Genomic DNA, 25,491 nt, shown 5'->3' on the forward strand with positions numbered 1-25,491 from the left:
CTCGATCGCCGAACGGTGCGGGTGTGAATCTGGATATGTCTGTGACCAGTGGCGTTGAAGTGAATATTGAGGTACGTGTCGTAATCTGAGGCACGTGTCGATATCCCGACGCGAACTGCTCAAATACGCGGCCGCTGCCCCCGCGCTGATCGGGCTGGGTACGGGCCTGGCGTCCGTCGGCGCCGGCGTGACCGCGCCGCCGGCCGGGGCCGCACCACTGGGCGTGCTGCTCGATTACGCCGCCGGCGTCATCAGTGCCGCTGATATCCGCACGTCAGGAGCCATCGGAGCAATTCGGTACGTCTCGGACCGCCGGCCCGGAGGCGCGTGGATGCTCGGTAAGCCGATTCAGCTGCCCGAAACCCGTGATCTGTACCAGAACGGCCTGAAGATCGTGTCCTGCTATCAGTACGGCAAGGAGCACACCGCCGACTGGCTGGGCGGGCAGCGCGCCGGGATTCAGCACGCCAAACGCGGCTGGCAATTGCACTCCTCGGCGGGCGGTTCGGTAGGCGCCCCGATCTATGCGTCGATCGACGACGATCCGAGCTTCGATCAGTACAAACGGCAGGTGGCGCCGTATCTGCGCGGCTGGGAGACCGTTCTCGGGCATCAACGCGTCGGCGTGTACGCCAACTCCAAGACGATCGAATGGGCTGTGCAGGACGGGCTCGGCGCATACTTCTGGCAGCACAACTGGGGCTCGCCGGGGCGGATCGCCCATCCCGCGGCACACCTTCATCAGGTCGAGATCGACCAGCGCAATGTCGGCGGTGTCGGGGTGGACGTCAACCACATCCTCAAGCCGCGATTCGGCCAGTGGGACTGAATAGTTACCGACGAGTAAGATATTCCAGCAAACTTTTTGCTCGGATGCGCCGGATTCGCTAGACAGAATCGGCCTGATTGTCTGCTGGATCGCGGCCGCTTCGAGGCCTCCGATGTGGCGGAAAATTTAGATAACGATTCGATAACAATACTGCCTTGATCTGCGCAGTTGTGGCTACTCGACCGTAACCACCTGCCAACAGGACGTTTGTCCCGAATGGCTTTGGCCGCCGGTCGGTGGCGCGTTACGTTACCGGCGGTTACCCATGCGTAGAACTCGCCAGTAACCAATCTGGGCGGAAAAAGCCCATCTGCTCTTATGACACTCTTAGTACGGCGGGAACGTGAGCGACACCGTCCGGAGAGCTCCGGCGGCCTGCGTTCCGGCCTGATTCGACGCTGAATCGCCGTTGGCCTGTCGCCCGGGCAGCCACACCGCCCCAGACATGCAGACAGATACCTAACACCGCACGCGACAGCCACACGCGACAACACCAGAGCAGCACGAGGAGATAGCGCCAGTGACGATCTACGAACACGACCGGGTGTCCGCCGGTCGCAACGACGACTCAGGATCCGACGGTCGGCAGGCTGACTCCACCCACGCGCTCGTCGACCGGCTGAGCGCCGGAGAGCCCTACGCAGTGGCCTTCGGTGGCCAGGGCAGCGCCTGGCTGGAGACCCTTGAGGAATTGGTGTCCTCGGCCGGTATCGAGGCCGAACTGGCGACCCTGGCCGGCGAGGCCGAGTTGCTGCTCGAGCCGGTCGCCTCCGAGCTCGTCGTGGTGCGGCCCATCGGGTTCGAGCCGCTGCAGTGGGTCCGCGCGCTGGCCGCCGAGGAGCCGGTGCCGTCCGACAAGCAGCTGACGTCGGCCGCCGTCTCGGTTCCGGGTGTCCTGCTCACCCAGATCGCCGCGGGGCGTGCGCTGGCCCGTCAGGGCATGGACCTGACCGCCACCCCGCCGGTGGCCGTCGCCGGGCATTCCCAGGGCGTGCTGGCTGTCGAGGCCCTGGCCGCCAAGGGGGCCAAGGATGTGCAGCTGCTGGCGCTGGCGCAGCTCATCGGCGCGGCAGGCACCCTGGTGGCCCGTCGCCGCGGGATCACCGTGCTGGGCGACCGCCCGCCGATGGTGTCGGTCACCAACGCCGAGCCCGAGCGCATCTACGAACTGCTCGAAGAGTTCAGCCAGGACGTTCGCACCGTGCTGCCCCCGGTGCTCTCCATCCGCAACGGCCGTCGCTCCGTTGTGATCACCGGCACACCTGAACAGCTGTCGCGGTTCGAGCTCTACTGCAACCAGATCGCTGAGAAGGAAGAGGCCGAGCGCAAGAGCAAAGTCCGCGGCGGTGCGGTCTTCGCCCCGGTCTTCGACCCGGTGCAGGTCGAGGTCGGTTTCCACACCCCGCGCCTGGCCGACGGCGTCGACATCGTCGCTCGTTGGGCCGAGGCCGTCGGAATCGACGTCAAGCTCGCCCGCGAGATGACCGAGGCCATCCTCGTCAGCCAGGTGGACTGGGTCGACGAGATCACCGACCTGCACGAGGCGGGCGCCCGCTGGATCCTGGACCTCGGCCCCGGCGACATCCTGACCCGCCTGACCGCCCCGGTGGTGCGCGGCCTCGGCATCGGGATCGTGCCCGCGGCGACCCGCGGTGGCCAGCGCAATCTGTTCACCATCGGCGCGGTGCCCGAGGTGGCCCGACCGTGGTCGAGCTACGCCCCGACCGTGGTGAGCCTGCCCGACGGATCGGTCAAACTCTCCACCAAGTTCACCCGGCTCACCGGGCGCTCGCCGATCCTGCTGGCGGGTATGACCCCGACCACAGTGGACGCCAAGATCGTCGCGGCCGCAGCAAACGCGGGCCACTGGGCCGAACTCGCCGGTGGTGGGCAGGTCACCGAGCCGATCTTCAACGATCGCATCGCCGAGCTGGGCGAGCTGCTGGAGCCCGGGCGATCCAGTTCAACACGTTGTTCCTCGATCCGTACCTCTGGAAGCTGCAGGTCGGCGGCAAGCGGCTGGTGCAGCGCGCTCGCCAGTCCGGTGCACCGATCGACGGCGTCGTGGTCAGTGCCGGCATCCCGGACCTGGAAGAGGCCGTCGAGCTGATCGGCGAGCTCAATGACCTCGGCATCAGCCACGTGGTGTTCAAGCCGGGCACCGTCGAGCAGATCCGCTCGGTCATCCGGATTGCGGCAGAGGTGCCCACCAAGCCGGTGATCGTTCACATCGAGGGCGGCCGCGCCGGTGGCCACCACTCGTGGGAGGACCTCGACGACCTGCTGCTCGCCACCTACTCCGAGCTGCGCAGCCGGTCCAACATCACCATCTGCGTCGGTGGTGGCATCGGCACCCCCGAGCGGTCCGCCGATTACCTGTCCGGCCGCTGGTCGGCCACCCACGGCTACCCGCTGATGCCGATCGACGGCATCCTGGTCGGCACCGCCGCCATGGCCGCCCTTGAGGCCACCACCTCACCCGCTGTCAAGCAGCTGCTGGTGGACACCAAGGGCACCGAGGCATGGGTGGGTGCGGGCAAGGCCTCGGGCGGCATGGCCTCCGGACGCAGCCAGCTCGGCGCCGACATCCACGAGATCGACAACACCGCGTCGCGCTGCGGCCGGCTGCTCGACGAGGTGGCCGGTGACGCCGAAGCGGTGGCCGCGCGCCGCGACGAGATCATCGCCGCGATGGCCGACACCGCCAAGCCGTACTTCGGCGATGTCGCCGACATGACCTACCTGCAGTGGCTGCGCCGCTACCTCGAACTGTCGATCGGCGAGGGCAACAGCACCGCCGACACCAAGCGTGACGACTCGCCGTGGCTGGACATCACCTGGCGCGACCGTTTCGAGCAGATGCTCAAGCGTGCCGAAGCACGTTTGCACGCACAGGATTTCGGTCCGATCGAGACGCTGTTCGAAGCTTCCGGCGACGGCGAGGCGCTGCTGGAGGACCCGAAGGCCGCGCTGGCCGCGCTGGTCTCGGCGTACCCGGACGCCGCTTCGGTGCAACTGCACCCGGCTGATGTGCCGTTCTTCGTCGAGCTGTGCAAGACGCTCGGCAAGCCGGTCAACTTCGTCCCGGTGATCGACAAGGACGTGCGCCGTTGGTGGCGCAGCGACTCGCTGTGGCAGGCCCACGATGCGCGCTACGCCGCCGATCAGGTGTGCGTCATCCCCGGCACCGCCGCGGTCGCCGGCATCACCCGGGTCGACGAGCCCGTCGGTGAACTGCTGGACCGCTTCGAGCAGGCCGCCGTCGACGAGGTGCTGGCCGCCGGCGCCCAGCCGCAGGCTGTGCTGTCGCGCCGCCAGGGCCGTGGCGATGTGGCCGGTCCGCTGGCCGTGCTGCTCGACGCCCCCGACGTGTTGTGGGCCGGTCGCACCTCGGTCAACCCGGTGCACCGGATCGCCCCGGCCTCGGAGTGGCAGGTCCGCGAGGGATCTCAAAACCGTTCTGCCACGCACCCTTCCACGGGTGCACGGCTTGAGGTCGCCGACGATCAGCACGTGGTGCTGTCGGTGCCGCTGTCGGGAACCTGGATCGAGATCCGGTTCACTCTGACCGAGGCCATCCGCAGCGGTGGTGCGCCGGTCGTCGAGGTCTCCGATGCCGCGACCGCGATGCGTTCGGTGCTCGCCATCGCCGCGGGGGTGGACGGACCCGACGCGCTGCCTCCCGTCGTCGACGGGACCGCCAAGGTCACTGTCACCTGGAACCCCGAGCAGGTCGCCGATCACACCGGCGTCACCGCCACCTTCGGCGCGCCGCTGGCTCCGACGCTGACCGTCGTGCCGGACGCCCTGGTCGGCCGCTGCTGGCCCGCGGTGTTCGCCGCGATCGGCTCCGCCGCCACCGACTCAGGCTTCCCGGTCGTCGAAGGTCTGCTGAGCCTGGTCCACCTGGACCACGCCGCGCACCTGCTGGCCGCGCTGCCGACCGAGCCCGCCGAATTGACCGTCACCGCAACGGCTTCGGCCGCACATGACACTGAAGTTGGCCGCGTGGTCCCGGTTTCGGTGGTCGTGACTGCCGCCGACGGCACCGAGCTGGCCACGCTGGAGGAGCGGTTCGCGATCCGCGGCCGCACCGGCGAGGCCGAGCTGACCGACCCGGTGCGGGCCGGCGGCGCGATCTCGGACAACGCCACCGACACCCCGCGTCGTCGCCGTCGCGACGTCACGATCGGTGCGCCCGTGGACATGCGGCCGTTCGCCGTGGTGTCCGGTGACCACAACCCGATCCACACCGACCGGGCCGCCGCGCTACTGGCCGGTCTGGAATCGCCGATCGTGCACGGCATGTGGCTGTCGGCCGCTGCGCAGCACGTCGTCACCGCCACCGACGGCAAGCCGATTCCGCCGGCCAACCTGGTCGGCTGGACCGCCCGCTTCCTGGGCATGGTCAAGCCGGGCGACGAGGTCGACTTCCGCGTCGACCGGGTCGGAATCGACGTCGGCGCAGAGGTTGTCGAAGTTCAGGCCCGCATCGGCTCCGATCTGGTGATGGCCGCGACCGCGCGACTCGCGGCACCCAAGACCGTCTACGCGTTCCCCGGCCAGGGCATCCAGTCCAAGGGCATGGGCATGGAGGTCCGGGCCCGGTCCAAGGCCGCCCGCAAGGTGTGGGACAAGGCCGACAAGTTCACCCGCGACACGCTGGGCTTCTCGGTGCTGCACGTGGTCCGCGACAACCCGACGTCGCTGATCGCCTCCGGTGTGCACTACGAGCACCCCGAGGGCGTGCTGTACCTGACCCAGTTCACCCAGGTCGCGATGGCCACGACGGCTGCCGCCCAGGTTGCCGAGATGCGTGAGCAGGGCGCGTTCGTCGAGGGCGCGATCGCCTGCGGTCACTCCGTCGGTGAGTACACCGCGCTGGCCTGCGTGTCCGGTGTGATCGAGCTCGAAGGCCTGCTGGAGGCGGTGTTCCACCGCGGCTCCAAGATGCACGACATCGTGCCGCGCGACGAGCGAGGCCGCTCCAACTACCGGCTGGCCGCGATCCGGCCGTCGCAGATCGACCTCGCCGACGAGGACGTCGAGGACTTCGTCGCCGAGATCGCCGAGCGCACAGGTGAATTCCTGCAGATCGTGAACTTCAACCTGCGCGGCTCGCAGTACGCGATCGCCGGCACCGTGCGCGGTCTGGAAGCGCTGGAGGAAGAGGTCGAGCGTCGTCGCGAGATCAGCGGCGGCAAGCGGTCCTTCATCCTGGTGCCCGGCATCGACGTGCCGTTCCACTCCAGCGTGCTGCGGGTGGGCGTGGACGACTTCCGGCGCAGCCTGGAGCGCGTGCTGCCGCGCGACCGCGATCCGGAGCTGGTCGTCGGCCGCTACATCCCGAACCTGGTGCCCCGGCCGTTCACGCTGGACCGCGATTTCATCCAGGAGATCCGCGATCTGGTGCCGGCCGAGCCGCTCGACGAGATCCTCGCCGACTACGACACCTGGCGTAACGAGCGCCCGATCGAGTTGTGCCGCAAGGTCGTCATCGAGCTGCTGGCCTGGCAGTTCGCCAGCCCGGTGCGCTGGATCGAGACCCAGGACCTGCTGTTCATCGAGGAAGCCGCAGGCGGACTCGGGGTCGAGCGGTTCGTCGAGATCGGCGTGAAGAACGCGCCGACGGTCGCCGGCCTGGCCACCAACACGCTCAAGCTGCCCGAATTCGCGCACAGCACCGTCGAGGTGCTCAACGCCGAGCGCGATGCCGCGGTGCTGTTCGCCAGTGACACCGATCCGGAGCCGGAGCCGGAGGCCGAAGAGGTCTCGGCAAGCCCGTCCGCTGAGGCCGCGCCTGCCGCAGAGGCAGCCCCGGCACCGGCGGCCGCCCCGGCTGCCCCGTCGGGCGGACCCCGTCCCGAGGACATCGGATTCGACGCAGCCGATGCCACTGTCGGCCTGATCGCGTTGAGCGCCAAGATGCGCATCGACCAGATCGAGGGGCTGGACTCCATCGAGTCCATCACCGACGGTGCGTCCTCGCGCCGTAACCAGCTGCTGGTCGACCTGGGTTCCGAGCTGAACCTGGGTGCCATCGACGGTGCCGCCGAGGCGGATCTGGGCGCGCTCAAGGGGCAGGTCAGCAAGCTGGCCCGCACCTACAAGCCGTTCGGCCCGGTGCTCTCGGACGCCATCAACGATCAGCTGCGCACCGTGTTCGGCCCGTCGGGCAAGCGCCCGGCCTACATCGCCGAGCGTGTCACCAAGACCTGGGAGCTGGGTCCGGGCTGGGCCAAGCACGTCACCGTCGAGGTGGCGCTGGGAACCCGTGAGGGCAGCAGCGTTCGTGGCGGCGATCTGGGTGGGCTGCACCCGGGCGCGCTGGCGAGTGCCGCCGACGTCGACAAGGTCATCGATGCCGCGGTGGTCGCGGTGGGTGCCCGCCAGGGTGTGCCGGTGAGCCTGCCCTCGGCCGGCGGTGCCGGGGGCGGCGGCGTGGTGGATTCGGCCGCGCTGAACGAGTTCGCCGAGAAGGTCACCGGTGCCGACGGCGTGCTGGCCTCGGCCGCGCGCCTGGTGCTGGGCCAGCTCGGCCTGGACGCACCGGTCGGTGCCCCCGAGGCTGCGACCGACGCCGAGCTGATCGACCTGGTCACCACCGAACTCGGTTCGGACTGGCCGCGATTGGTGGCTCCGGCGTTCGACGCCAAGAAGGCCGTCGTGTTCGACGACCGCTGGGCCAGTGCCCGTGAGGACCTGGTCAAGCTGTGGCTGGCCGACGAGGGCGAGATCGACGCCGAGTGGCCGCGCCTGTCGGAGCGCTTCGAGGGCGCCGGACATGTCGTTGCCACCCAGGCGAATTGGTGGCAGGGCAAGGCGCTGGCCGCCGGCCGCACCATCCACGCCTCGCTGTTCGGTCGCATCGCGGCCGGTGCGGAGAACCCGGGCAAGGGCCGCTACAGCGATGAGGTCGCCGTGGTGACCGGTGCGTCGAAGGGCTCGATCGCCTCGTCCGTCGCCGGGCAGCTGCTCGACGGCGGCGCGACCGTCATCGCCACCACCTCGCGTCTGGACGACGACCGGTTGGCGTTCTACAAGGAGCTCTACCGCGAGAACGCCCGCTTCGGCGCCACCCTGTGGGTGGTCCCGGCCAACATGGCGTCCTACGCCGACATCGACAAGCTGGTCGAGTGGGTTGGTAGCGAGCAGATCGAAAGCCTTGGGCCGCAATCGATCCACCTCAAGGATGCGCAGACCCCGACGCTGCTGTTCCCGTTCGCCGCACCGCGTGTGGCCGGGGACCTGTCGGAGGCGGGTTCACGCTCCGAGATGGAGATGAAGGTGCTGCTGTGGGCCGTGCAGCGGCTCATCGGCGGCCTGTCGACGATCGGTGCCGAGCGTGACATCGCGTCGCGGCTGCACGTGGTGCTGCCGGGCTCGCCCAACCGCGGCATGTTCGGTGGCGACGGCGCCTACGGCGAATCCAAGTCCGCGCTCGACGCGTTGGTGAACCGCTGGAGCGCCGAAGCTTCCTGGGCCGACCGGGTCAGCCTGGCGCATGCGCTGATCGGCTGGACCAAGGGCACCGGGCTGATGGGGCACAACGATGCCATCGTCAGCGCGGTCGAGGAGGCCGGCGTCACCACCTACAGCACCGCGGAGATGGCAGCCATGCTGCTGAACCTGTGCACGGTGGACGCCAAGGTGGCCGCTGCCAACGCCCCGGTCAAGGCGGACCTGACCGGCGGACTCGGCGACATCAAGATCGACATGGCCGAGCTGGCTGCCAAGGCCCGCGAGGACATGGCCAGTGCCGCAGGCGAATCCGAGGACGACGAGGACGACGGTGCGATCGCCGCGCTGCCGTCCCCGCCGCGTGGACACAATCCGGCCCCCGCGCCGGAGTGGGCAGACCTCGACGTCGACCCGGCGGACCTGGTCGTCATCGTCGGTGGCGCCGAACTCGGGCCGTACGGCTCGTCGCGGACCCGCTTCGAGATGGAGGTCTCCGGCGAGTTGTCGGCGGCCGGTGTGCTGGAACTGGCCTGGACGACCGGTCTGGTCAAGTGGGAAGACGATCCCAAGGCCGGCTGGTACGACGCCCAGACCGGTGAACTGGTGCCCGAATCGGAGATCGTGGAGCGTTACCACGACGCCGTGGTGGAGCGCTGCGGTATCCGCGAGTTCGTCGACGACGGTGCGATCGATCCCGATCACGCCTCGCCGCTGCTGGTCAGCGTGTTCCTGGACAAGGACTTCAGCTTCGTGGTGTCCAGCGAGGCCGACGCCCGGGCGTTCGTGTCCTTCGACCCCGAGCACACTGTGGCCCGGCCGGTGCCGGATTCCGGTGACTGGCAGGTGATCCGCAAGGCGGGCACCGAGATTCGGGTTCCGCGCAAGACCAAGCTGTCGCGCACGGTCGGCGCCCAGATCCCCACCGGGTTCGACCCGACGGTGTGGGGCATCACCCCGGACATGGCCAACTCGATCGACCGGGTTGCGCTGTGGAACATCGTGGCGACCGTGGACGCGTTCCTGTCCTCGGGCTTCACCCCGACCGAGCTGATGCGCTGGGTGCACCCGAGCCTGGTGGCCTCCACGCAGGGCACCGGCATGGGCGGCATGACCTCGATGCAGACCATGTACCACGGCAACCTGCTGGGTAAGTCCAAGCCGAACGACATCCTGCAGGAGGTGCTGCCGAACGTCGTTGCGGCACACGTCATGCAGTCCTACGTCGGCGGCTACGGTGCGATGGTGCACCCGGTCGGCGCCTGCGCCACCGCGGCCGTCTCGGTCGAGGAGGGGGTCGACAAGATCCGCCTCGGCAAGGCCGACCTGGTGGTGGCCGGCGGCTTCGACGACCTGACCCTGGAAGCCATCATCGGCTTCGGTGACATGGCGGCCACCGCCGACACCGAGATGATGCGGGCCAAGGGCATCAGCGACTCGAAGTTCTCCCGCGCCAACGACCGTCGTCGTCTCGGCTTCCTGGAAGCCCAGGGTGGTGGCACCATCCTGCTGGCCCGCGGTGACCTCGCCGCCAGGATGGGCCTGCCGGTGCTGGCCGTCGTCGGCTACGCGCAGAGCTTCGCCGACGGTGTGCACACCTCGATCCCGGCTCCGGGCCTCGGTGCCCTGGGCGCCGGGCGTGGCGGCAAGGATTCGCAGCTGGCCCGCTCGCTGGCCAAGCTGGGCGTGGGTGCCGACGACATCGCGGTGATCTCCAAGCACGACACCTCGACGCTGGCCAACGATCCCAACGAGACCGAGCTGCACGAGCGGCTGGCCGACTCGATGGGCCGCTCGGCAGGTGCCCCGCTGTTCATCGTCAGCCAGAAGACGCTGACCGGGCACGCCAAGGGCGGCGCGGCGGTGTTCCAGATGATGGGTCTGTGCCAGATCCTGCGCGACGGCGTCATCCCGCCGAACCGCAGCCTGGACTGCGTCGACGACGAGCTGGCCACCTCCGGCCACTTCGTCTGGGTGCGCGAAACCCTCGACCTGCGCGGCAAGTTCCCGCTCAAGGCCGGTCTGGTCACCAGCCTCGGGTTCGGGCACGTGTCGGGCCTGGTTGCCCTGGTGCACCCGGAGGCGTTCATCGCGGCGCTGAATCCGGCCGAGCGCGACGACTACCGCAAGCGTGCCGAGCTGCGCACGCTGGCCGGTCAGCGTCGACTGGCCGGGGCGATCGCCGGTGGACGTCCGATGTACGAGAAGCCCGCCGACCGCCGGTTCGACCATGACGTGCCGGAGAAGCGTCAGGAGGCAGCGATGTTGCTGAACGCGGACGCCCGACTCGGTGATGACGATCTCTATGTGCGGTGAGTGCGCGCACGGACAGGTGAGCTAGGTTCGCTTCCATGGCGATAGTGGGAGTAGGCATCGATCTGGTTTCCATACCTGATTTCGCCGAGCAGGTGGACCGGCCGGGAACCGTATTCGCCGAGACGTTCACGCCAGGTGAGCGCCGGGACGCCGCGGACAAGAGTTCGTCGGCGGCCCGGCACCTGGCGGCCCGGTGGGCGGCCAAGGAAGCCGTGATCAAGGCCTGGTCGAGCTCGCGTTTCTCCAAGCGGCCGGCCCTGCCGGAGGGGATCCACCGCGACATCGAGGTGGTCACCGACATGTGGGGTCGGCCCAAGGTGCGGCTGTCCGGCGAGATCGCCAAGCACCTTGAGTCCGTGACCATTCATGTCTCGCTCACCCATGAGGCCGATACCGCCGCCGCGGTGGCCATCATCGAGGAGCCCTAACCTCCTCTGCACCGCGAGCGACCGTGTCTGTACGCCGACACGCCGCGTTTCATGGCATTTTGCGGTCGCTCGCGGTGGACGGCGGACCTACTACGCTCGTCACCATGAGTGACGTGGTGGCGCGGGTCCCGCAGGTGTTGCCTTCGGTGCGGTCCGATCTGGAGGATCTGGTCCGTATCCAATCGGTGTGGGCCGACCCGACCCGGCGGGACGAAGTGCATCGCAGCGCCGAGGCGGTCGCAAAGCTGTTGAAGGACGCGGGCTTTCCCGATGTCCGGATCGTCAGCGAGGGCGGTGCGCCCGCGGTCATCGCGCACTACCCGCCACCGGCCGGCGCGCCCACGGTGCTGCTGTACGCCCACCACGACGTGCAACCCGAAGGGGATCCGACCCAGTGGGATTCCGCGCCGTTCGAGCCCACCGAACGTGACGGCCGGCTCTACGGCCGCGGCACCGCCGACGACAAGGCCGGTATCGCAACACATCTGGCCGCGATACGGGCCTTCGACGGCAAACCTCCGGTAGGCGTCACGGTGTTCGTCGAAGGCGAGGAGGAGTCCGGTTCGCCGTCGCTGGGTGCACTGCTGGCCGCGCACAAGGATGCACTGGCGGCCGACGTCATCGTCATCGCCGACTCGGACAACTGGAGCACCGAGATACCGGCGTTGACCGTAACCCTGCGCGGTCTGGCCGATTGCGTCGTCGAGGTGGCCACCCTGGACCACGGGCTGCATTCGGGCCTGTGGGGCGGGGTCGTGCCGGACGCGTTGAGCGTACTGGTGCGACTGCTGGCCAGCCTGCACGACGACGACGGCAATGTCGCGGTCGCCGGATTGCACGAGGCGACGGCAGCCGACGTGGACCGCGGCCCCGACTGGGTCCGGCAGGAATCCGGACTGTTGGCCGGCGTGTCCGAAATCGGTTCCGGCTCAGTCGTGCAACGCATGTGGGCGAAGCCCGCCATCACCGTCATCGGTATCGACACCACGCCCATCGACAAGTCGTCGAACACCCTGATCCCACGCGCCCGCGCCAAGATCAGCATGCGGGTCGCACCCGGCGGCGACGCCCATGCGCATCTCGAGGCGTTGACCCGTCACCTCCAAGCCCACGTTCCCTGGGGCGCCCAGGTCACGGTCAGCCCGGGCGACGTCGGTCAGCCCTACGCGATCGACGCCTCGGGGTCGGTGTACGACGCGGCCCGTTCGGCGTTCCGCACCGCCTGGGGAACCGACCCGGTGGACATGGGCATGGGCGGATCGATCCCGTTCATCGCCGAATTCGCCGAAGCGTTCCCGGCCGCGACGATCCTGGTGACCGGTGTCGAGGACCCCGGCACCCAGGCGCACAGCGTGAACGAAAGCCTGCATCTGGGAGTGCTGCAGAAGGCGGCCACGGCCGAGGCGCTGCTGCTCGAAGCGCTGGCGCGCTAGGCCGAGATGGCCAGCAGCGTCGGCTGGTTCGTCGTCGGCCTGGTCGCCCTGGCGATCGGCGCCGAGGTGATGGTCCGCGGCGGTGCGCAGCTGGCGTCGAGGCTGGGTATCAGCCCCATGCTGGTCGGGCTGACCGTGGTGTCGATCGGCACCAGTCTGCCCGAGCTCGCGGTCGGCGTCACCGCGGCATTGGAAGGCAGCGGGGAGTTGGCGGTCGGCAACATCGCCGGCACCAACGTGGTCAACATCCTGTTCATCCTCGGTCTCAGTGCGCTGATCAGTCCGCTGGCGATCGAACGACGGACGTTGCGCTTCGACCTGCCGGTGATGTCCGGGGCGGCGGTCCTGCTGTGGGTGTTGGCCGTCAACGGGGTGCTGTCCCGGCTGGACGGCCTGATCCTGGTGTGCGGCGCCATCGTCTACACGGTGGTGCTGATTCGCATGTCACGGCGCGAGAGCCGGGCCACGGTGGCCGAGTACGCCCAGGCGTTTCCGGCGGTACCGGAACCCGGTGAGGCAACCAAACGCCTTGGCGGCAAAACAGTTCAGCACGTCGCCATGACCGTCACCGGTATCGCGGTGGTGATTCTCGGCGCCGAGTGGCTGGTCGGTGGGGCGGTGGGGATAGCCCGTGCATTCGGCGTGTCAGATGCCCTCATCGGTCTGACCGTCGTGGCGATCGGAACCTCGGCCCCGGAGTTGGTGACGGCGATCGTCTCCACGGTCCGCGGCGAACGCGACATCGCGGTGGGCAATCTGCTCGGCAGCAGTGTCTACAACATCCTGCTGATCCTGGGGATCACATGCATGGTGCCCGCCAACGGGCTGACCCTGACGCACAACCTGGTGTGGATCGACATTCCGATCATGGTGGCGGTCAGCCTCGTCTGCATCCCGATCTTCATCTCTGGCCGGCAGGTGCACCGGGCCGAGGGGGCCGCGATGGTCGCGGCCTACCTCGGCTACCTGGCGTTCCTGCTGACGACTCAGTCCTGACCGGGGCGCGTCAGAGGGACAGGTCGCGGCGCAGCTTGGCGACGTGACCGGTGGCGCGCACGTTGTACTGCGCGACGGCGATCTTGCCCTTTTCGTCGACGACGAACGTCGAGCGGATGACGCCCTGAACCGTCTTGCCGTACATGGTCTTTTCGCCGAAGGCGCCCCAGGCCGTCAGCACCGCACGGTCAGGGTCCGACAGCAACGGGAAGGTCAGCTCTTCCTTGTCGCGGAACTTGGCGAGCTTCTCCGGCTTGTCGGGGGAGATGCCGATGACGTCGAGCCCGGCGCCGTTCAGCTCGGCGAGGCTGTCCCGGAAATCGCACGCCTGCTTGGTGCATCCGGGTGTCGAGGCGGCGGGGTAGAAGTACACGATGACCTTGCGGCCCTTGTAGTCGGAGAGCTTGACGACGTTGCCGTCGGCGTCGGGCAGGCTGAAAGCCGGGGCGGTGTCTCCCACCTCGAGGCGCGGGGTTGGCGGCATGCGCGGGTATCCCTTCTTGTCGACCGGTTCCGTCGTCACGGCTCCGGCTGATCTAGGGTAGTGCGGCAGGGCAGCATGACGTGGAGCGGCTTGGAGGAGCAAACAGTGGCGAACCGGGACCCGGAGAGCATCAAGCGGGACATCGATCAGGCTCGCGATCAACTGGCGGTGACGGTCGACTCCCTGGCCGAGCGGGCCAACCCGCAGCGCCTGGCCGATGATTTCAAGTCGGCGGTGATCGGTTTCATCAAGAAGCCCGCAGTGACGGCATCGTTGGCCGGTGCGGGTGTGCTGGTTGTGTTCGTCGTCGTCCGGCGGATCAAGCGGCGCTGAGCTGATTTGCAGGGCGAGTACGCCCTGACGTGACACACGGGCCGCTGGGCGACGCTTGATGCGCTGCTCAGCGGCCTTTGTGGTTCGATACGCCGGTATCTGATACGCCGCTCAGCGGCTCCAGCTTGATACGCCGCTCAGCGGCTTTGGCCGGATTCGCCGCTCAGCGGCGGCGGAACAGCAGCCAGTCCGTCAACGAGAAGCTCGGGGGATTGGCGACGCGCCCGAGACGGTTGCAGCTATACACCATGACGGGCTGATTCGTAGCAACAAATGCGGAGGTTGATGCAGCCGTGGGGTCGACGCCACCTGCGGTAGCCATCAGCTAACACCTCTTATCCTGGCGCAATCGCCACGTGGTACTGAATCGCAATGGATCAGCTAACTCGAGATTAACATGGTTTCTTGCGTCTGACCAGCGAAAGCGCTGAAGTCGAATACTAAGCAGTAACTTACGACCACGTCAACCTGAGAGGTCCATCACGATCCCCAGTGTTACGACAGAGTTACCAGCACATTATCTGGGCGTATCGCCGAGCGGAGTCTCGGCGGCCGTGGGGGTGCTCACGGCAAAGTCGATCGGCGTATCGGACGGTTTGTGTGGATTTGGCGCCGCGCCTCCGGCCGAAATTGGCGCGATCGGCTGAAATGTTTGCTGAGGTATCGGCATCGTGAGCTGCGCCTTTGGCCGCTCTGTGCCGGTTTGCCCGGATTTCGTGGGAAAAATGATTGGCAAACGCGTAGCCGTCTGGTAGCTCGAGGTGCCTTGTGCAACTTTGTGCTCGAAAGTCGCCGTAGCTGAAATCCGCTGCATTGCACCGTGGGAACGGCTCATTCTCGTCGAACCGGTTGCTAGCGCATAGGTGTCCAGCTAAGGTCGACGTCGGGTCAGGATAGGGGAGTCGGACCTGGGTGTTGAGCTCGGCCGCAACACGCGACGAACGTGTGACAAGGGGGTATTGCGTTGCAGCTAACTTATTTTCCGTTTGCCAGGATTGCTGCGTGTGCCTTCGCCGGTAGCGCCGATCCCGACGGACTCATCGTCGGGATTCGCTGACAACACCCGATGGCCCACGTTGAACCTCTAGGTAGGGATGTGGGCCGTGGTCACACCGACTGGAGGTAGCCATATGGCGCATGTGAGCGATGAAACGCTCGGCGATCTACGCAGGGAACTCGACCGCTTCAAAACCGTGCAGTACCGCGATAACGGCTACGCCGCCGCGCATCTGGCCGGTGCGGTGGAGATGTTGTTGGAAGAAGCCGAACCCAGCATCGGCGACAGGCTCGCCGATAGGTATCGAGCCAGATAGATGCACCGCCGCAGTAACTCTCGAACGCTGAAACGCAAAAACCCTGCCGAGGCAGGGTTTTTGATTGGTGCGCCGTCAGGGTTTCGAACCCCGGACCCGCTGATTAAGAGTCAGCTGCTCTACCAACTGAGCTAACGGCGCGCGTGAGAGACAATAACAGGAGTTTCACTCAACAGTGAAATCCGCTGGTGGCAGGCTTGGGGGCACGTTCAAGTCGGCTCGATCCGGCTGGAACCCTTAGACTATTGCCAAGAATTTGCTATCGACCGTGCGAGGGGTAGGACGAACATGGGGCAGGCCCAGACGCTGACCCGTCCGTATCGGGGTGTGCTCCGTCGAGCGGTGGTTGCCATGGTGCCGGCGATGATGTTGGGCCTGACGGCGTGCGGGGGCGAAGATCCGCAAGGGCCGCCGCCGGTGATCACCGACAAGGGCACTCCTTACGGCGACTTGCTGGTCCCCAGGGTCAACGCCTCGGTGACCGATGGTGCGGTGGGGGTAACCGTCGACGCACCGGTCACGGTGAGCGCGGAGAACGGTGTGCTCGGCGGGGTCACCATGACCAACGAAGAGGGCGGCAGCGTTGCGGGCAAGTTCAGCGCAGACGGGCTGACGTGGTCGACCACCGACCCGCTCGACTACAACGAGCAGTACACCCTCAACGCGCAGTCGCTGGGGCTCGGCGGTGTCGCCAACCGCCGGCTGCGGTTCGAGACGCACTCTCCGGCGAACCTGACGATGCCCTACGTCCTGCCCAACGACGGGGAAGTGGTCGGGGTCGGTCAGCCGGTGGCAATCCGCTTCGACGAGAACATCACCGACCGGCTTGCCGCCCAGCGCGCCATCACGGTCAAGACCAACCCGCCGGTCGAAGGGGCCTTCTACTGGCTGAACAACCGCGAAGTGCGTTGGCGCCCAGCCAAATACTGGAAGCCCGGCACCTCGGTGGACGTGACCGTCAACACCTATGGCGTCGCCTTGGGTGACGGACTGTTCGGCCAGGGCGACGTGTCCACCCACTTCACGGTGGGCGACGAGGTGATCGCGTCCGCCGATGACAACACCAAGACGCTGACCATCCGGCGCAACGGTGAGGTCGTCAAGGCCATGCCGATCTCGATGGGCAAGAACAGTTCTCCGACCAACAACGGCGTCTACATCATCGGCGATCGCTTCGATCACATGGTGATGGATTCGTCGACCTACGGGGTACCGGTCAACTCGCCCAACGGTTATCGCACCGAGGTCGACTTCGCGACCCAGATGTCGTACAGCGGAATCTATGTGCACGGGGCGCCGTGGTCGGTCGGCAGCCAGGGCTACAGCAACGTCAGCCACGGCTGCCTCAACGTCAGCACGGGCAATGCGCGCTGGTTCTACGAGAACACCAAGCGCGGCGACATCGTCGAGGTTGTCAACACAGTGGGCTCGGTGCTGTCGGGCACCGAGGGCCTGGGGGACTGGAACATCCCCTGGGACCAGTGGCGCGCCGGCAATGCCAGCACCTGATTCTCGGCATCGCCCGATTACCTGGGCGGTAATCGACAACGCTTCCTGTATCGGCGAATCTGACTGGGTCCCAGTTGATTACCGTGAAAGAGGCGATATGGCCGAGTTCGACGACACCGTCACCGCATACCTGCGCACCTGGAATGCCACCGATACCGCCGAGCGGCGGGCGCTGCTGGAACGGCATTGGGCGCAGAGCGTCACCTACACCGATCCGCTGGCTCAGGTGAGTGGGCACGACGGTATCTCCGGGGCCATCGAGGCCGTACAGGCCCAGTTCCCGGGCTATGTGTTCACGCTCGTCAGCGGGCCGGACGCCCACCACCAGCAGGCGCGTTTCCAGTGGGGTCTCGGTCCGCGCGATGCCGAGCCGGTGGTGGTCGGTTTCGACGTGCTCTCCACCGACCCCGACGGACGGATACAGACCGTGCTCGGGTTCCTGGACCAGGTGCCCGCGGTGCCCGCCTGATTACTTCGCCGCGCGGTCCAGTGCCGCAAGCGATTCGGCGAGGAAGTCGCTGTCGAACGGCGGCATCCCGCCGATCTGGTCGCGGAAACTCTGCGGGGTGTCTGTCCAGTCGTAGGTGATGGTGACGTCGGTCTGGTCGCCGTTGGGGGCCAGGTCGTAGCGCCAGCTCCAGCCGCCCGGTGCAATGTGGCCGGCGTCGTCGAGTTGGCCGGGCAGCCAAGCGATGGTCCGGTCCTTGTCGAAGACAGTCACCAGGTTGTGCATCACGTAGTGTCCGCCGGCGGCCGGCAGGAACATGTTGATCGCGAAGACCTGGCCGGTCCCGGTGATCGGCTCGGGATCGATCGCGTCGCGCACCCAGTCGCCCGGCTCGGTGTCGCAATGCCGGGCCGGGTCGGCCAGGACGGCGAACACCTGGGCCGGGGACGCGGAGATGGTGCGGGTGACGACAAAGCGTTCCTGGTCGGTTGAAGCGGTCATCGAGGGTCCTTTCCATACAGGCGGGCAATGTCCGGGCTGTCGAGCCAGCCCGAGTATGTGGGTCGCGAGGGCCACCCTTCGGGGGAATCGAGCCATTCCTCCTGCCGGCCGTACGGCAGCAGGTCGATCAGGGCGAAGGAGTGGCTGAGCTGTTCGGTGCCACGGCCATTGGTGTGCCAGGTGCGGTACACGGTATCGCCGTCACGCAGGAAAACATTGACCGCGAAGCCTTCGCCCGGCGCGGCGTCGACGTCGGTGCCGAAGGAGCTGTCCGACGACGAGTACCAGTCCATCTGGTTACCGACCTTGTCGCGGTAGGCCAGTGCCTCCTCGATCGGTCCGTTGGTGACGATGACGAAGCGGGCGTCGTAGTTGTCCAGGAAGTCGAGGCGGGTGAACTGCGACGTGAACCCCGTGCAGCCGCCGCACTGCCATTCGGCGCCGTCGGTCCACATGTGGTGGTAGGTGATCAGCTGGGTGCGGCCGTCGAATACGTCGGCGAGCCGCACCGGCCCGTCGGCGCCGATGAGCGTGTAGTCCGGCAACTCCACCATCGGTAGGTGCCGTCGCGCCGCAGCGATCGCGTCCAGTTCGCGGGTGGCGGCCTTCTCTCGACGCCGCAGGTCGTCCAGCGCGGTGCGCCATGCCTGCGGGTCGACTATCGGAGGTTTTCCTGTCGTCATGAAGGACTCCTGATTGCGGTTCGGAGAATCTCGTTCTCCTAAGTGGACCCGCCGCGCGTCCGGAACTCATCGCACGCGGTAATGTCCGACGAGCGAAGGGTGACCTAACACCTCGAGATGAGCCATGGAGGTTGATCCAGAATGAGCAGTCAGCGAGCCGATGCAGCCGGGCTGCGTCTCCTCGTCGTCGGTGCCTCGTCGGGCATCGGCCACGCTGTTGCGGTCAGTGCCACCGAACGCGGCGCCAAGGTCGCGGTGGCGGCGCGGCGCATCGACCTGCTGAAATCCCTGGCGGAGGTCACCGGCGGGCACGCCTTCGAACTCGACGTCGAGGACTCCACGGCGATCAACCGAGTGGTCAACGACGCGGCGGACGCCCTCGGGGGCCTGGATGCCGTGGTGTTCACCAGTACGGTGATCCCGTTCGCCTATATCGAGGACACCGACGTCGCCACGTGGCTGCACGCATTCAGCGTCAACACTGTCGGCGCCAACAATGTGCTGCGCGCTGCGGCGCCCCGACTGGCCGAGAACGGTGTGGTCCTGGTGGCGTCCAGCTACGACGTGGGTCGCCCGCGGGCCGGTGTCGCGGCGTACAGCGCAAGCAAGGCCGCCCTCGACGAGATCCTGCACTCGTGGCGCATCGAGCATCCCGAGCTGTCGCTGATCCGAGTCGGCGTCGGCCCCACCGATGACACCGAGATCCTTCGCGGGGCCGACCGCGACCTGCTGGACCAGTTGGTCACGACGTGGGTGGCCCAAGGTGCCCTGCCGGCCCGGATGTCGGCCCTGCGCGACGTCGCCAACACCCTGGTGTCGCTGGTGACCACCGCGTACGAGAATCCGACCGTCGTGCCCGAAGTCGTGCAGCTGGCCCCGCGGATCAAGAAGGGCGCCGGGCGCGCGCCGAAGTAGCGGTCGGCCGGGATGTCCCGGCTCGATCATTTCTGGCCGCCGTAGTGGATGGGCCGGTATCCGCGCAGGCACATTTTTGACTGCCTGACTGTTGCGGTGCGCCGTTGGTGACCGCCGTGTGCTTTCCGGGCGTGGCCGACGTGTCATCAGTACGTCACCAGATGTCTTGAACTGCAATAACTTTCACCGCTCCGTTCCGGCGCGGTGCTGTGGCGACCTTGCAGCACCTGAAGCTGCCTCCGGCCGGTGTTTCTATGAGTTTCACCAGATTCATTGATAATGACAATCATATTCAATAATTTGGACGCTTCGAGTAGACGGTCTACAAGGAGGGTTCTCATGGCCGCGGTATGGATGGCCTCGCCACCGGAGGTGCATTCCGCGTTGCTCAGCAGCGGCCCCGGGCCGGGGGCGATGCTGGCCGCCGCCGGCGCATGGGCGTCGTTGGGCGTCGAATATGCCGCAGTCGCAGAAGAACTCGCAGCGGTGCTCGGTGGGGTGCAGGCAGGTGCGTGGCAGGGCCCGAGTGCGGAACGGTACGTCGCCGCTCATCTGCCGTATCTGGCGTGGTTGCATCAGGCCGGCGCCGACAGCGCAGCGGTCGCTGCCCGGCATGAAACCGCAGCCGCGGCCTACGCCAGTGCCTTGGCGGTGATGCCCACCCTGGTCGAGTTGGCCGCCAACCATGCACGGAACGCAGTCCTGGTGTCCACCAACTTCTTTGGCGTCAACACCATTCCGATCGCCGTGAATGAGGCCGATTACGTGCGGATGTGGATCCTGGCCGCCAGCACGATGGAGGGCTATCAAGGGGTGTCAGAGGCTGCCGTGGCATCCACCCCGCCCACCCCGGCGGCCCCGCGGATCCTGCACAGCGAGCACGACCACGACGACCACGACGACCATGACCATGACCATGACCACGACCATGACCACGATCACGATCACGATCACGACCACGACGACCATGGCCACGGAGACTTGAGCCCACTCGACCCGCGATGGTGGCTGGAAGTCGGCCAGGAACAGATCGAGAACATCAGCCTACTGATCGACAATCTGCTCAATGACCCCGCTGCCTTGTTGACCAACCTCCCTATGGTGTTGGCCGACATGGCTTTCCACGCGGCCCAGCTGTTGCAGGTCGTCGTCCAGTTGTCCCCGGCGTTGATTCAGCCGGCTCTGGGTATCGTGACCGCGAACCTGGGGTGGGCGATAGCCGGCCTGGCTGCGATCCAGCCGCCCGCACCCGTTGTCGCGGAGATTCCGGCCGGTGCCGAACCTGGGTCATGGCCGGCCGCGGGGAGCGCGTCGACGGTGTCCGGAAGCCCACCGGCTCCGACCGCTCCCTCGGCCCCCACGGCGCCGGCCACCGGGGCGTCGGCGACCGCAACCGTCACCTCCGCGCCAGGGCCCTCGGCCGCTCCGGGCGGTGGATCAGGATTCGTCCCGCCGTACTTGATCGGGGCTCCCGGCGTCGGCGTCGCGGCCGCGACACGGGCCACCGCGGCGACGACCGCCAAGAAGAAAGCCCCCGAGCCCGATATGGCCGCTACCGGAGCCGGAGCCAACGCCCGTGAGGCGCGGGCTCGGCGACGTCGGCGAGCCGGGATGCGGGACAGAGGCCATGGCAACGAATACATGGACCTGCAGGATGACCCGCAAGGAGGTGCCGCGCCGGAGGCGCCGACGCTGGTGTCGGATCGCGGTGCGGGGCCACTGGGCTTTTCTGGTGTGCGGGACAAGACGGATGCCACGACGACGGGATTGACGACGCTGGGCGATGCCGGGTTCGGTGACGGTCCGACGGCGCCGATGTTGCCGTCGACCTGGGATCGGGACCCGAAGGACTGAGCGGACCTGCCGTTGCGCAAATCCGCAGGTCAATCCAGCGGCTGGTAGCCCCAGCTGCCGCGGCGCCGGTCGAAAGTCATGCGCAGCAGTGTCCCGGCCGGATGCCGTGCAGCGACGTCGCACATGTCATGGATGAGGTCCTCGGCGATGAGGTCCAGTTCGGCTGGTTCGTTCACCACGCCCGCCCAAGGGCTGGCCGCCAGATGCGTCCGGCAGGCGGTGATCAGGTCGACCGGCGCGGCCGGGATCTCACCGACGGCGGCCAGAGTCGAGTAGCCGTGCGATGTGATGCCCTGGTGGACGTCGTCGCATCCGCACCCGGCATCACTGCAGACGAAAGGCGCGACGACGACCTCTCCTTCGGTGGCAGACCAGCGGTCAGTGGCAGCCATCGGTCGTGAGGGACGCTTGGCCACAAGCACTTTCATGATCCCGACTGTAGGGCAGGCGAGGTGGCGGGCGACACCTTCGGGATGGTCTCCCCGAGCCCGAGCTGGTCGCAAACCTGGCAGCGCACCGAAAACAGAAACGCCGCCTGCTTGCGCAGACGGCGTTCCCGATATCGGGGTGGCTGACGGGACTCGAACCCGCGACAGCCAGGATCACAACCTGGTGCTCTACCAACTGAACTACAGCCACCATCGCCGCTCAGCCTTTCGGCATATGCGGCTCGTAGATACTAACTGCTCGGGTGCTCCAGAGCCGAATCGGTTTCTGGCGCGTCGTCCTTCGGCGGACCGAGCTCGGCCGCGATGGCGGCAATGTCGCTGGTAGAAGGGCCGGGCTGGGCGACGAACGCAGTGGAGCGGTAGTACTTGAGTTCGCGGATCGACTCGTGGATGTCGGCCAGGGCGCGGTGTGCGAGACCTTTTTCCGGCTGACCGAAGTAGATCCGGGGGTACCAGCGCCGGCACAGCTCCTTGATCGAGCTGACGTCGATCATGCGGTAGTGCAGGTAATCGTCGAGTTTGGGCATGTCACGGGCGATGAAGCCGCGATCGGTGCCGATCGAGTTGCCGCACAAGGGGGCCGACTTGGCTGTCTTCACGTGTTCGCGGATGTAGTCGAGCACCATCTGCTCGGCGGTGGCCACATCGACGGTCGATACCCGGACTTCCTCGATCAACCCGGACCGGGTGTGCATCTGTTTGACCACGTCGACCATGGAGGACAGCGCCTCGTCGTCGGTGTGAATGACCACGTCGAGGCCGTCACCGAGGATGTTCAGGTCGGCGTCGGTGACCAGAACCGCGATCTCGATCAGCCGGTCGGACTTGAGGTCCAGGCCGGTCATCTCGCAGTCGATCCATACAAGTTCGTCTCGCACGAAGATCCACAGTATTCCTACACGTGACAACGAGCCGTCACACCCACCGCGCGCGCCGCCTGACAAGTAGTGTCAGACCCCGATTGGCTCGTACGCGAAAACTGGGAGGACCGCGGCATGACCACCGAATCGACAGGCACCCCTGCGCAGCAGATAGCTGCCGGTTACGCCGTCGAAGGCCAGGCACTGGAGTTGGGAACCGTCGTAGTCGACGGCGTCGTCGATCCGACTGCTCAGGTCCGCATCCCGTTGGCCACGGTCAACCGGCACGGCTTGATCGCGGGTGCCACGGGTACCGGCAAGACCAAGACGCTGCAGGTGATCGCGGAGCAGTTGTCGGCGGCGGGCGTCCCGGTGGTGATGGCCGACGTGAAGGGTGACCTGTCGGGGCTGTCGAAGCCCGGTGAGTCGAACGAGAAGACCGAACAGCGCGCCAAGGACACCGGTGACAGCTGGGCGCCGACCGCCTTCCCGGTGGAGTTCTTGTCGCTGGGAACCGAGGGCATCGGCGTCCCGGTGCGCGCCACCATCACCAGTTTCGGCCCGATCCTGCTGTCGAAGGTGTTGGGGCTCAATGCGACTCAGGAGTCCACGCTCGGCCTGATCTTCCACTGGGCCGACCAGAAGGGGCTGCCTCTGCTGGACATCAAGGACCTCCGGTCGGTGATCCAGTTCCTCACCAGTGACGAGGGCAAGCCCGAGCTCAAGGCGCTGGGCGCGGTGTCGGCCACCACGGCCGGGGTGATCCTGCGCGCACTGGTGAACCTGGAGGCCGAGGGCGCCGACACGTTCTTCGGCGAACCCGAGCTCGAGCCCAAGGATCTCCTGCGTACCGACGCGCAAGGCCGCGGCATCATCAGCCTGCTGGAGCTGGGAGCCCAGGCCGCGCGGCCGGTGATGTTCTCGACGTTCCTGATGTGGGTGCTGGCCGATCTGTTCACCACGTTGCCCGAGGTCGGTGACGTCGACAAGCCGAAGCTCGTGTTCTTCTTCGACGAGGCGCATCTGCTGTTCGCCGACGCGTCCAAGGCGTTCTTGGAGCAGGTCGAGCAGACGGTGAAGCTGATCCGCTCGAAGGGGGTCGGCGTGTTCTTCTGCACGCAGCTGCCGACCGACGTCCCCAACAACGTGCTTTCGCAGCTGGGTGCGCGGGTGCAGCACGCCTTGCGTGCCTTCACCCCGGATGATCAGAAGGCGCTGTCGAAGACCGTCCGGACCTACCCGAAGACCGACGTCTATGACCTGGAGAAGGCGCTGACCTCGTTGGGTATCGGCGAGGCGATCGTGACGGTGCTGTCCGAGCACGGCGCCCCGACGCCGGTGGCCTGGACTCGCATGCGGGCGCCGCGATCGCTGATGGCCGCGATCGGCGACGACGCCATCAAGGCCGCGGCCCAGGCCAGCCCGCTGCAGGCCACCTACGGCCAGACCGTGGACCGCGATTCGGCCTACGAGCGTTTGGCGGCCAAGCTGGCCCCGCCGCCGAGCGCCGACGATCCGGGCGGCTTCGGTGGCGTCGAGGCCTCGGGGGACATCGAGGCGATGCCGGCCCCGGCGCAACCGCAAGAGCCGGGAATGCTCGAGCAGGTGCTCAAGAGCTCTGCGTTCAAGAGCGCCATGCGCTCGGCGGGCACCGTCCTGGGCCGCGAGATCACCCGCAGCATCTTCGGGACGGGGCGCCGCCGCTGAGCGGCGAATCAGGCTGGAGCCGCTGAGCGGCGAATCAGGCTGGGGCCGCTGAGCGGCGAATCAGGCTGGGCCGCTGAGATTGCACTGAGGGCTGTGGTTCGGCAAGAACCACAGCCCTCAGTGCAATCTCGACTCGCCGGAGACTCGGCAGAGAATTCCTAGCCGCCGCCGAGCTTCTTGTAGACGGCGCCCACGATCGGGGTGACGATGGCGCGCGGCGCGTAGCCGCTGGCCATCGACATGGCCTTGGATGTCACGCCGGGCACGACGCGCATCTTGTTCTTCTCCAGGCCGTCCAGCGACAGCTTGGCGGTGTATTCGGTTGAGATCCACAAGAAGTCGGGGATCAGCCGTTCGACCAGGGACTGCTCGGACTCGTCGGGCAGGTCGGTACGCACCGGGCCCGGCGCCAGCACCGTGACGTGCACGCCCGCGCCTTTGAGCTCGCCGCGCAGCGACTCGCTGAACGTGTTGGCGAAGGCCTTGGACGCCGCGTAGGTGGCGTTGTTGGGGATCGGTGAATTGCCTGCCGCCGAACCCGAGGTCAGGATGCCGCCGGAGCCGCGCTTCACCATTCCGGGCAGCACCGCCAACACCAGATCGTGCACGCCGAGAACGTTCAGCTGCACCTGGGCCTTCTCGCCGGCCGGATCCAGGTCGGCGACCGGGCCGAAGGTCGCGGTCCCCGCGTTGGCGCACAGGATCGAGATCTCACGCTGGGCCAGTTCGTCGCACAGGACGCCGCGGGCCGTCGGGTCGGCGAGGTCGACGGCGCGGACCTCGACGGTCACCCCGTAGCGCTCGGTGAGGCGCTGCGCCAAGGACGTCAGCACGTCCTCGCGTCGCGCGGTGATGATCAGGTGGTGGCCGCGGGCAGCGAGTTCGGTGGCCAACGCTTCGCCGATGTTCTGCGAGGCGCCGGTGACGACGGCACGGGCATCCGGACTGGGTGCGGGTACTGGCATGGCGCCAATC

General features: G+C 67.2%; 17 protein-coding genes, 2 tRNA genes and 1 pseudogene. 12 read left to right on the forward strand and 8 right to left on the reverse strand.

The window, feature by feature from the left end:
- The first annotated feature begins 94 nt into the window (after positions 1–94).
- From ACNQVK_RS14785 to ACNQVK_RS14805, 5 genes and pseudogenes are all read left to right on the forward strand, one after another.
- Positions 95–829: a DUF1906 domain-containing protein gene (locus ACNQVK_RS14785; RefSeq protein WP_418030100.1), complete on the forward strand. Its 735-nt coding sequence runs from the start codon at positions 95–97 to the stop codon at positions 827–829.
- Between the two features lie 520 nt (positions 830–1,349).
- Positions 1,350–10,603: pseudogene (locus ACNQVK_RS14790) on the forward strand (fatty acid synthase subunit beta domain-containing protein).
- A 35-nt stretch (positions 10,604–10,638) separates the two neighbouring features.
- On the forward strand, positions 10,639–11,031 hold the full coding sequence (locus ACNQVK_RS14795; protein WP_044522422.1) for a holo-ACP synthase: 393 nt from the start codon (positions 10,639–10,641) through the stop codon (positions 11,029–11,031).
- A gap of 104 nt (positions 11,032–11,135) precedes the next feature.
- On the forward strand, positions 11,136–12,464 hold the full coding sequence (locus ACNQVK_RS14800) for a dipeptidase (RefSeq protein ID WP_418030101.1): 1,329 nt from the start codon (positions 11,136–11,138) through the stop codon (positions 12,462–12,464).
- Positions 12,465–12,470: 6 nt separating this feature from the next.
- Positions 12,471–13,460 (forward strand): calcium/sodium antiporter, encoded by a 990-nt coding sequence (locus tag ACNQVK_RS14805; RefSeq protein ID WP_418030102.1) that lies wholly within the window; start codon positions 12,471–12,473, stop codon positions 13,458–13,460.
- 10 nt (positions 13,461–13,470) lie between these two features.
- Here the strand turns inward: ACNQVK_RS14805 and bcp are convergent, their stop codons facing one another.
- Positions 13,471–13,944, reverse strand: coding sequence for a thioredoxin-dependent thiol peroxidase (gene bcp / locus ACNQVK_RS14810; protein WP_044524133.1), 474 nt, complete (start codon positions 13,942–13,944; stop codon positions 13,471–13,473).
- Between the two features lie 105 nt (positions 13,945–14,049).
- Between bcp and ACNQVK_RS14815 the strand changes: the two genes are divergently transcribed.
- On the forward strand, positions 14,050–14,277 hold the full coding sequence (locus ACNQVK_RS14815) for a DUF3618 domain-containing protein (RefSeq protein WP_044524135.1): 228 nt from the start codon (positions 14,050–14,052) through the stop codon (positions 14,275–14,277).
- A 1,130-nt stretch (positions 14,278–15,407) separates the two neighbouring features.
- Positions 15,408–15,590 (forward strand): hypothetical protein, encoded by a 183-nt coding sequence (locus ACNQVK_RS14820; RefSeq protein WP_044522430.1) that lies wholly within the window; start codon positions 15,408–15,410, stop codon positions 15,588–15,590.
- Positions 15,591–15,655: 65 nt separating this feature from the next.
- On the opposite strand, the gene ACNQVK_RS14825 is transcribed toward ACNQVK_RS14820, so the two are convergent.
- Positions 15,656–15,731, reverse strand: a tRNA-Lys gene (locus tag ACNQVK_RS14825).
- A 147-nt stretch (positions 15,732–15,878) separates the two neighbouring features.
- On the opposite strand from ACNQVK_RS14825, the gene ACNQVK_RS14830 reads away from it, so the two are divergent.
- Positions 15,879–17,099 carry a L,D-transpeptidase gene (locus ACNQVK_RS14830; protein WP_418030103.1) on the forward strand — a complete coding sequence of 407 codons (1,221 nt, stop codon included), beginning with the start codon at positions 15,879–15,881 and terminating at the stop codon, positions 17,097–17,099.
- 97 nt (positions 17,100–17,196) lie between these two features.
- Positions 17,197–17,568: a nuclear transport factor 2 family protein gene (locus ACNQVK_RS14835; protein WP_418030104.1), complete on the forward strand. Its 372-nt coding sequence runs from the start codon at positions 17,197–17,199 to the stop codon at positions 17,566–17,568.
- Here the strand turns inward: ACNQVK_RS14835 and ACNQVK_RS14840 are convergent, their stop codons facing one another.
- Positions 17,569–18,048, reverse strand: a complete 480-nt coding sequence (locus ACNQVK_RS14840; protein WP_418030105.1) for an ATPase — start codon at positions 18,046–18,048, stop codon at positions 17,569–17,571.
- Positions 18,045–18,731, reverse strand: a complete 687-nt coding sequence (locus tag ACNQVK_RS14845; RefSeq protein WP_418030106.1) for a DUF899 domain-containing protein — start codon at positions 18,729–18,731, stop codon at positions 18,045–18,047. Before ACNQVK_RS14845 ends, ACNQVK_RS14840 begins: the two co-directional genes overlap by 4 nt.
- A gap of 141 nt (positions 18,732–18,872) precedes the next feature.
- Between ACNQVK_RS14845 and ACNQVK_RS14850 the strand changes: the two genes are divergently transcribed.
- Positions 18,873–19,646 (forward strand): SDR family oxidoreductase, encoded by a 774-nt coding sequence (locus tag ACNQVK_RS14850; RefSeq protein WP_418030107.1) that lies wholly within the window; start codon positions 18,873–18,875, stop codon positions 19,644–19,646.
- Positions 19,647–19,985: 339 nt separating this feature from the next.
- Complete coding sequence (locus tag ACNQVK_RS14855) at positions 19,986–21,500, forward strand: PPE domain-containing protein (protein ID WP_418030109.1); 1,515 nt, start codon at positions 19,986–19,988, stop codon at positions 21,498–21,500.
- Between the two features lie 29 nt (positions 21,501–21,529).
- Here the strand turns inward: ACNQVK_RS14855 and ACNQVK_RS14860 are convergent, their stop codons facing one another.
- From ACNQVK_RS14860 to orn, 3 genes are all read right to left on the reverse strand, one after another.
- A complete protein-coding gene (locus tag ACNQVK_RS14860) occupies positions 21,530–21,928 on the reverse strand; it encodes a hypothetical protein (RefSeq protein ID WP_418030110.1) in 399 nt (132 codons plus the stop codon).
- A gap of 138 nt (positions 21,929–22,066) precedes the next feature.
- Positions 22,067–22,139, reverse strand: a tRNA-His gene (locus tag ACNQVK_RS14865).
- A gap of 40 nt (positions 22,140–22,179) precedes the next feature.
- Complete coding sequence (orn, locus tag ACNQVK_RS14870) at positions 22,180–22,827, reverse strand: oligoribonuclease (protein ID WP_418030111.1); 648 nt, start codon at positions 22,825–22,827, stop codon at positions 22,180–22,182.
- A gap of 117 nt (positions 22,828–22,944) precedes the next feature.
- On the opposite strand from orn, the gene ACNQVK_RS14875 reads away from it, so the two are divergent.
- Positions 22,945–24,516, forward strand: coding sequence for a helicase HerA-like domain-containing protein (locus ACNQVK_RS14875; protein WP_418030112.1), 1,572 nt, complete (start codon positions 22,945–22,947; stop codon positions 24,514–24,516).
- Positions 24,517–24,674: 158 nt separating this feature from the next.
- Here the strand turns inward: ACNQVK_RS14875 and cmrA are convergent, their stop codons facing one another.
- Complete coding sequence (gene cmrA / locus ACNQVK_RS14880) at positions 24,675–25,481, reverse strand: mycolate reductase (RefSeq protein WP_409551510.1); 807 nt, start codon at positions 25,479–25,481, stop codon at positions 24,675–24,677.
- Between the last annotated feature and the right edge of the window lie 10 nt (positions 25,482–25,491).

It is taken from the genome of Mycobacterium sp. 134 (assembly GCF_048282715.1).
In the GTDB taxonomy this organism is placed as follows: Bacteria; Actinomycetota; Actinomycetes; order Mycobacteriales; family Mycobacteriaceae; genus Mycobacterium; species Mycobacterium septicum.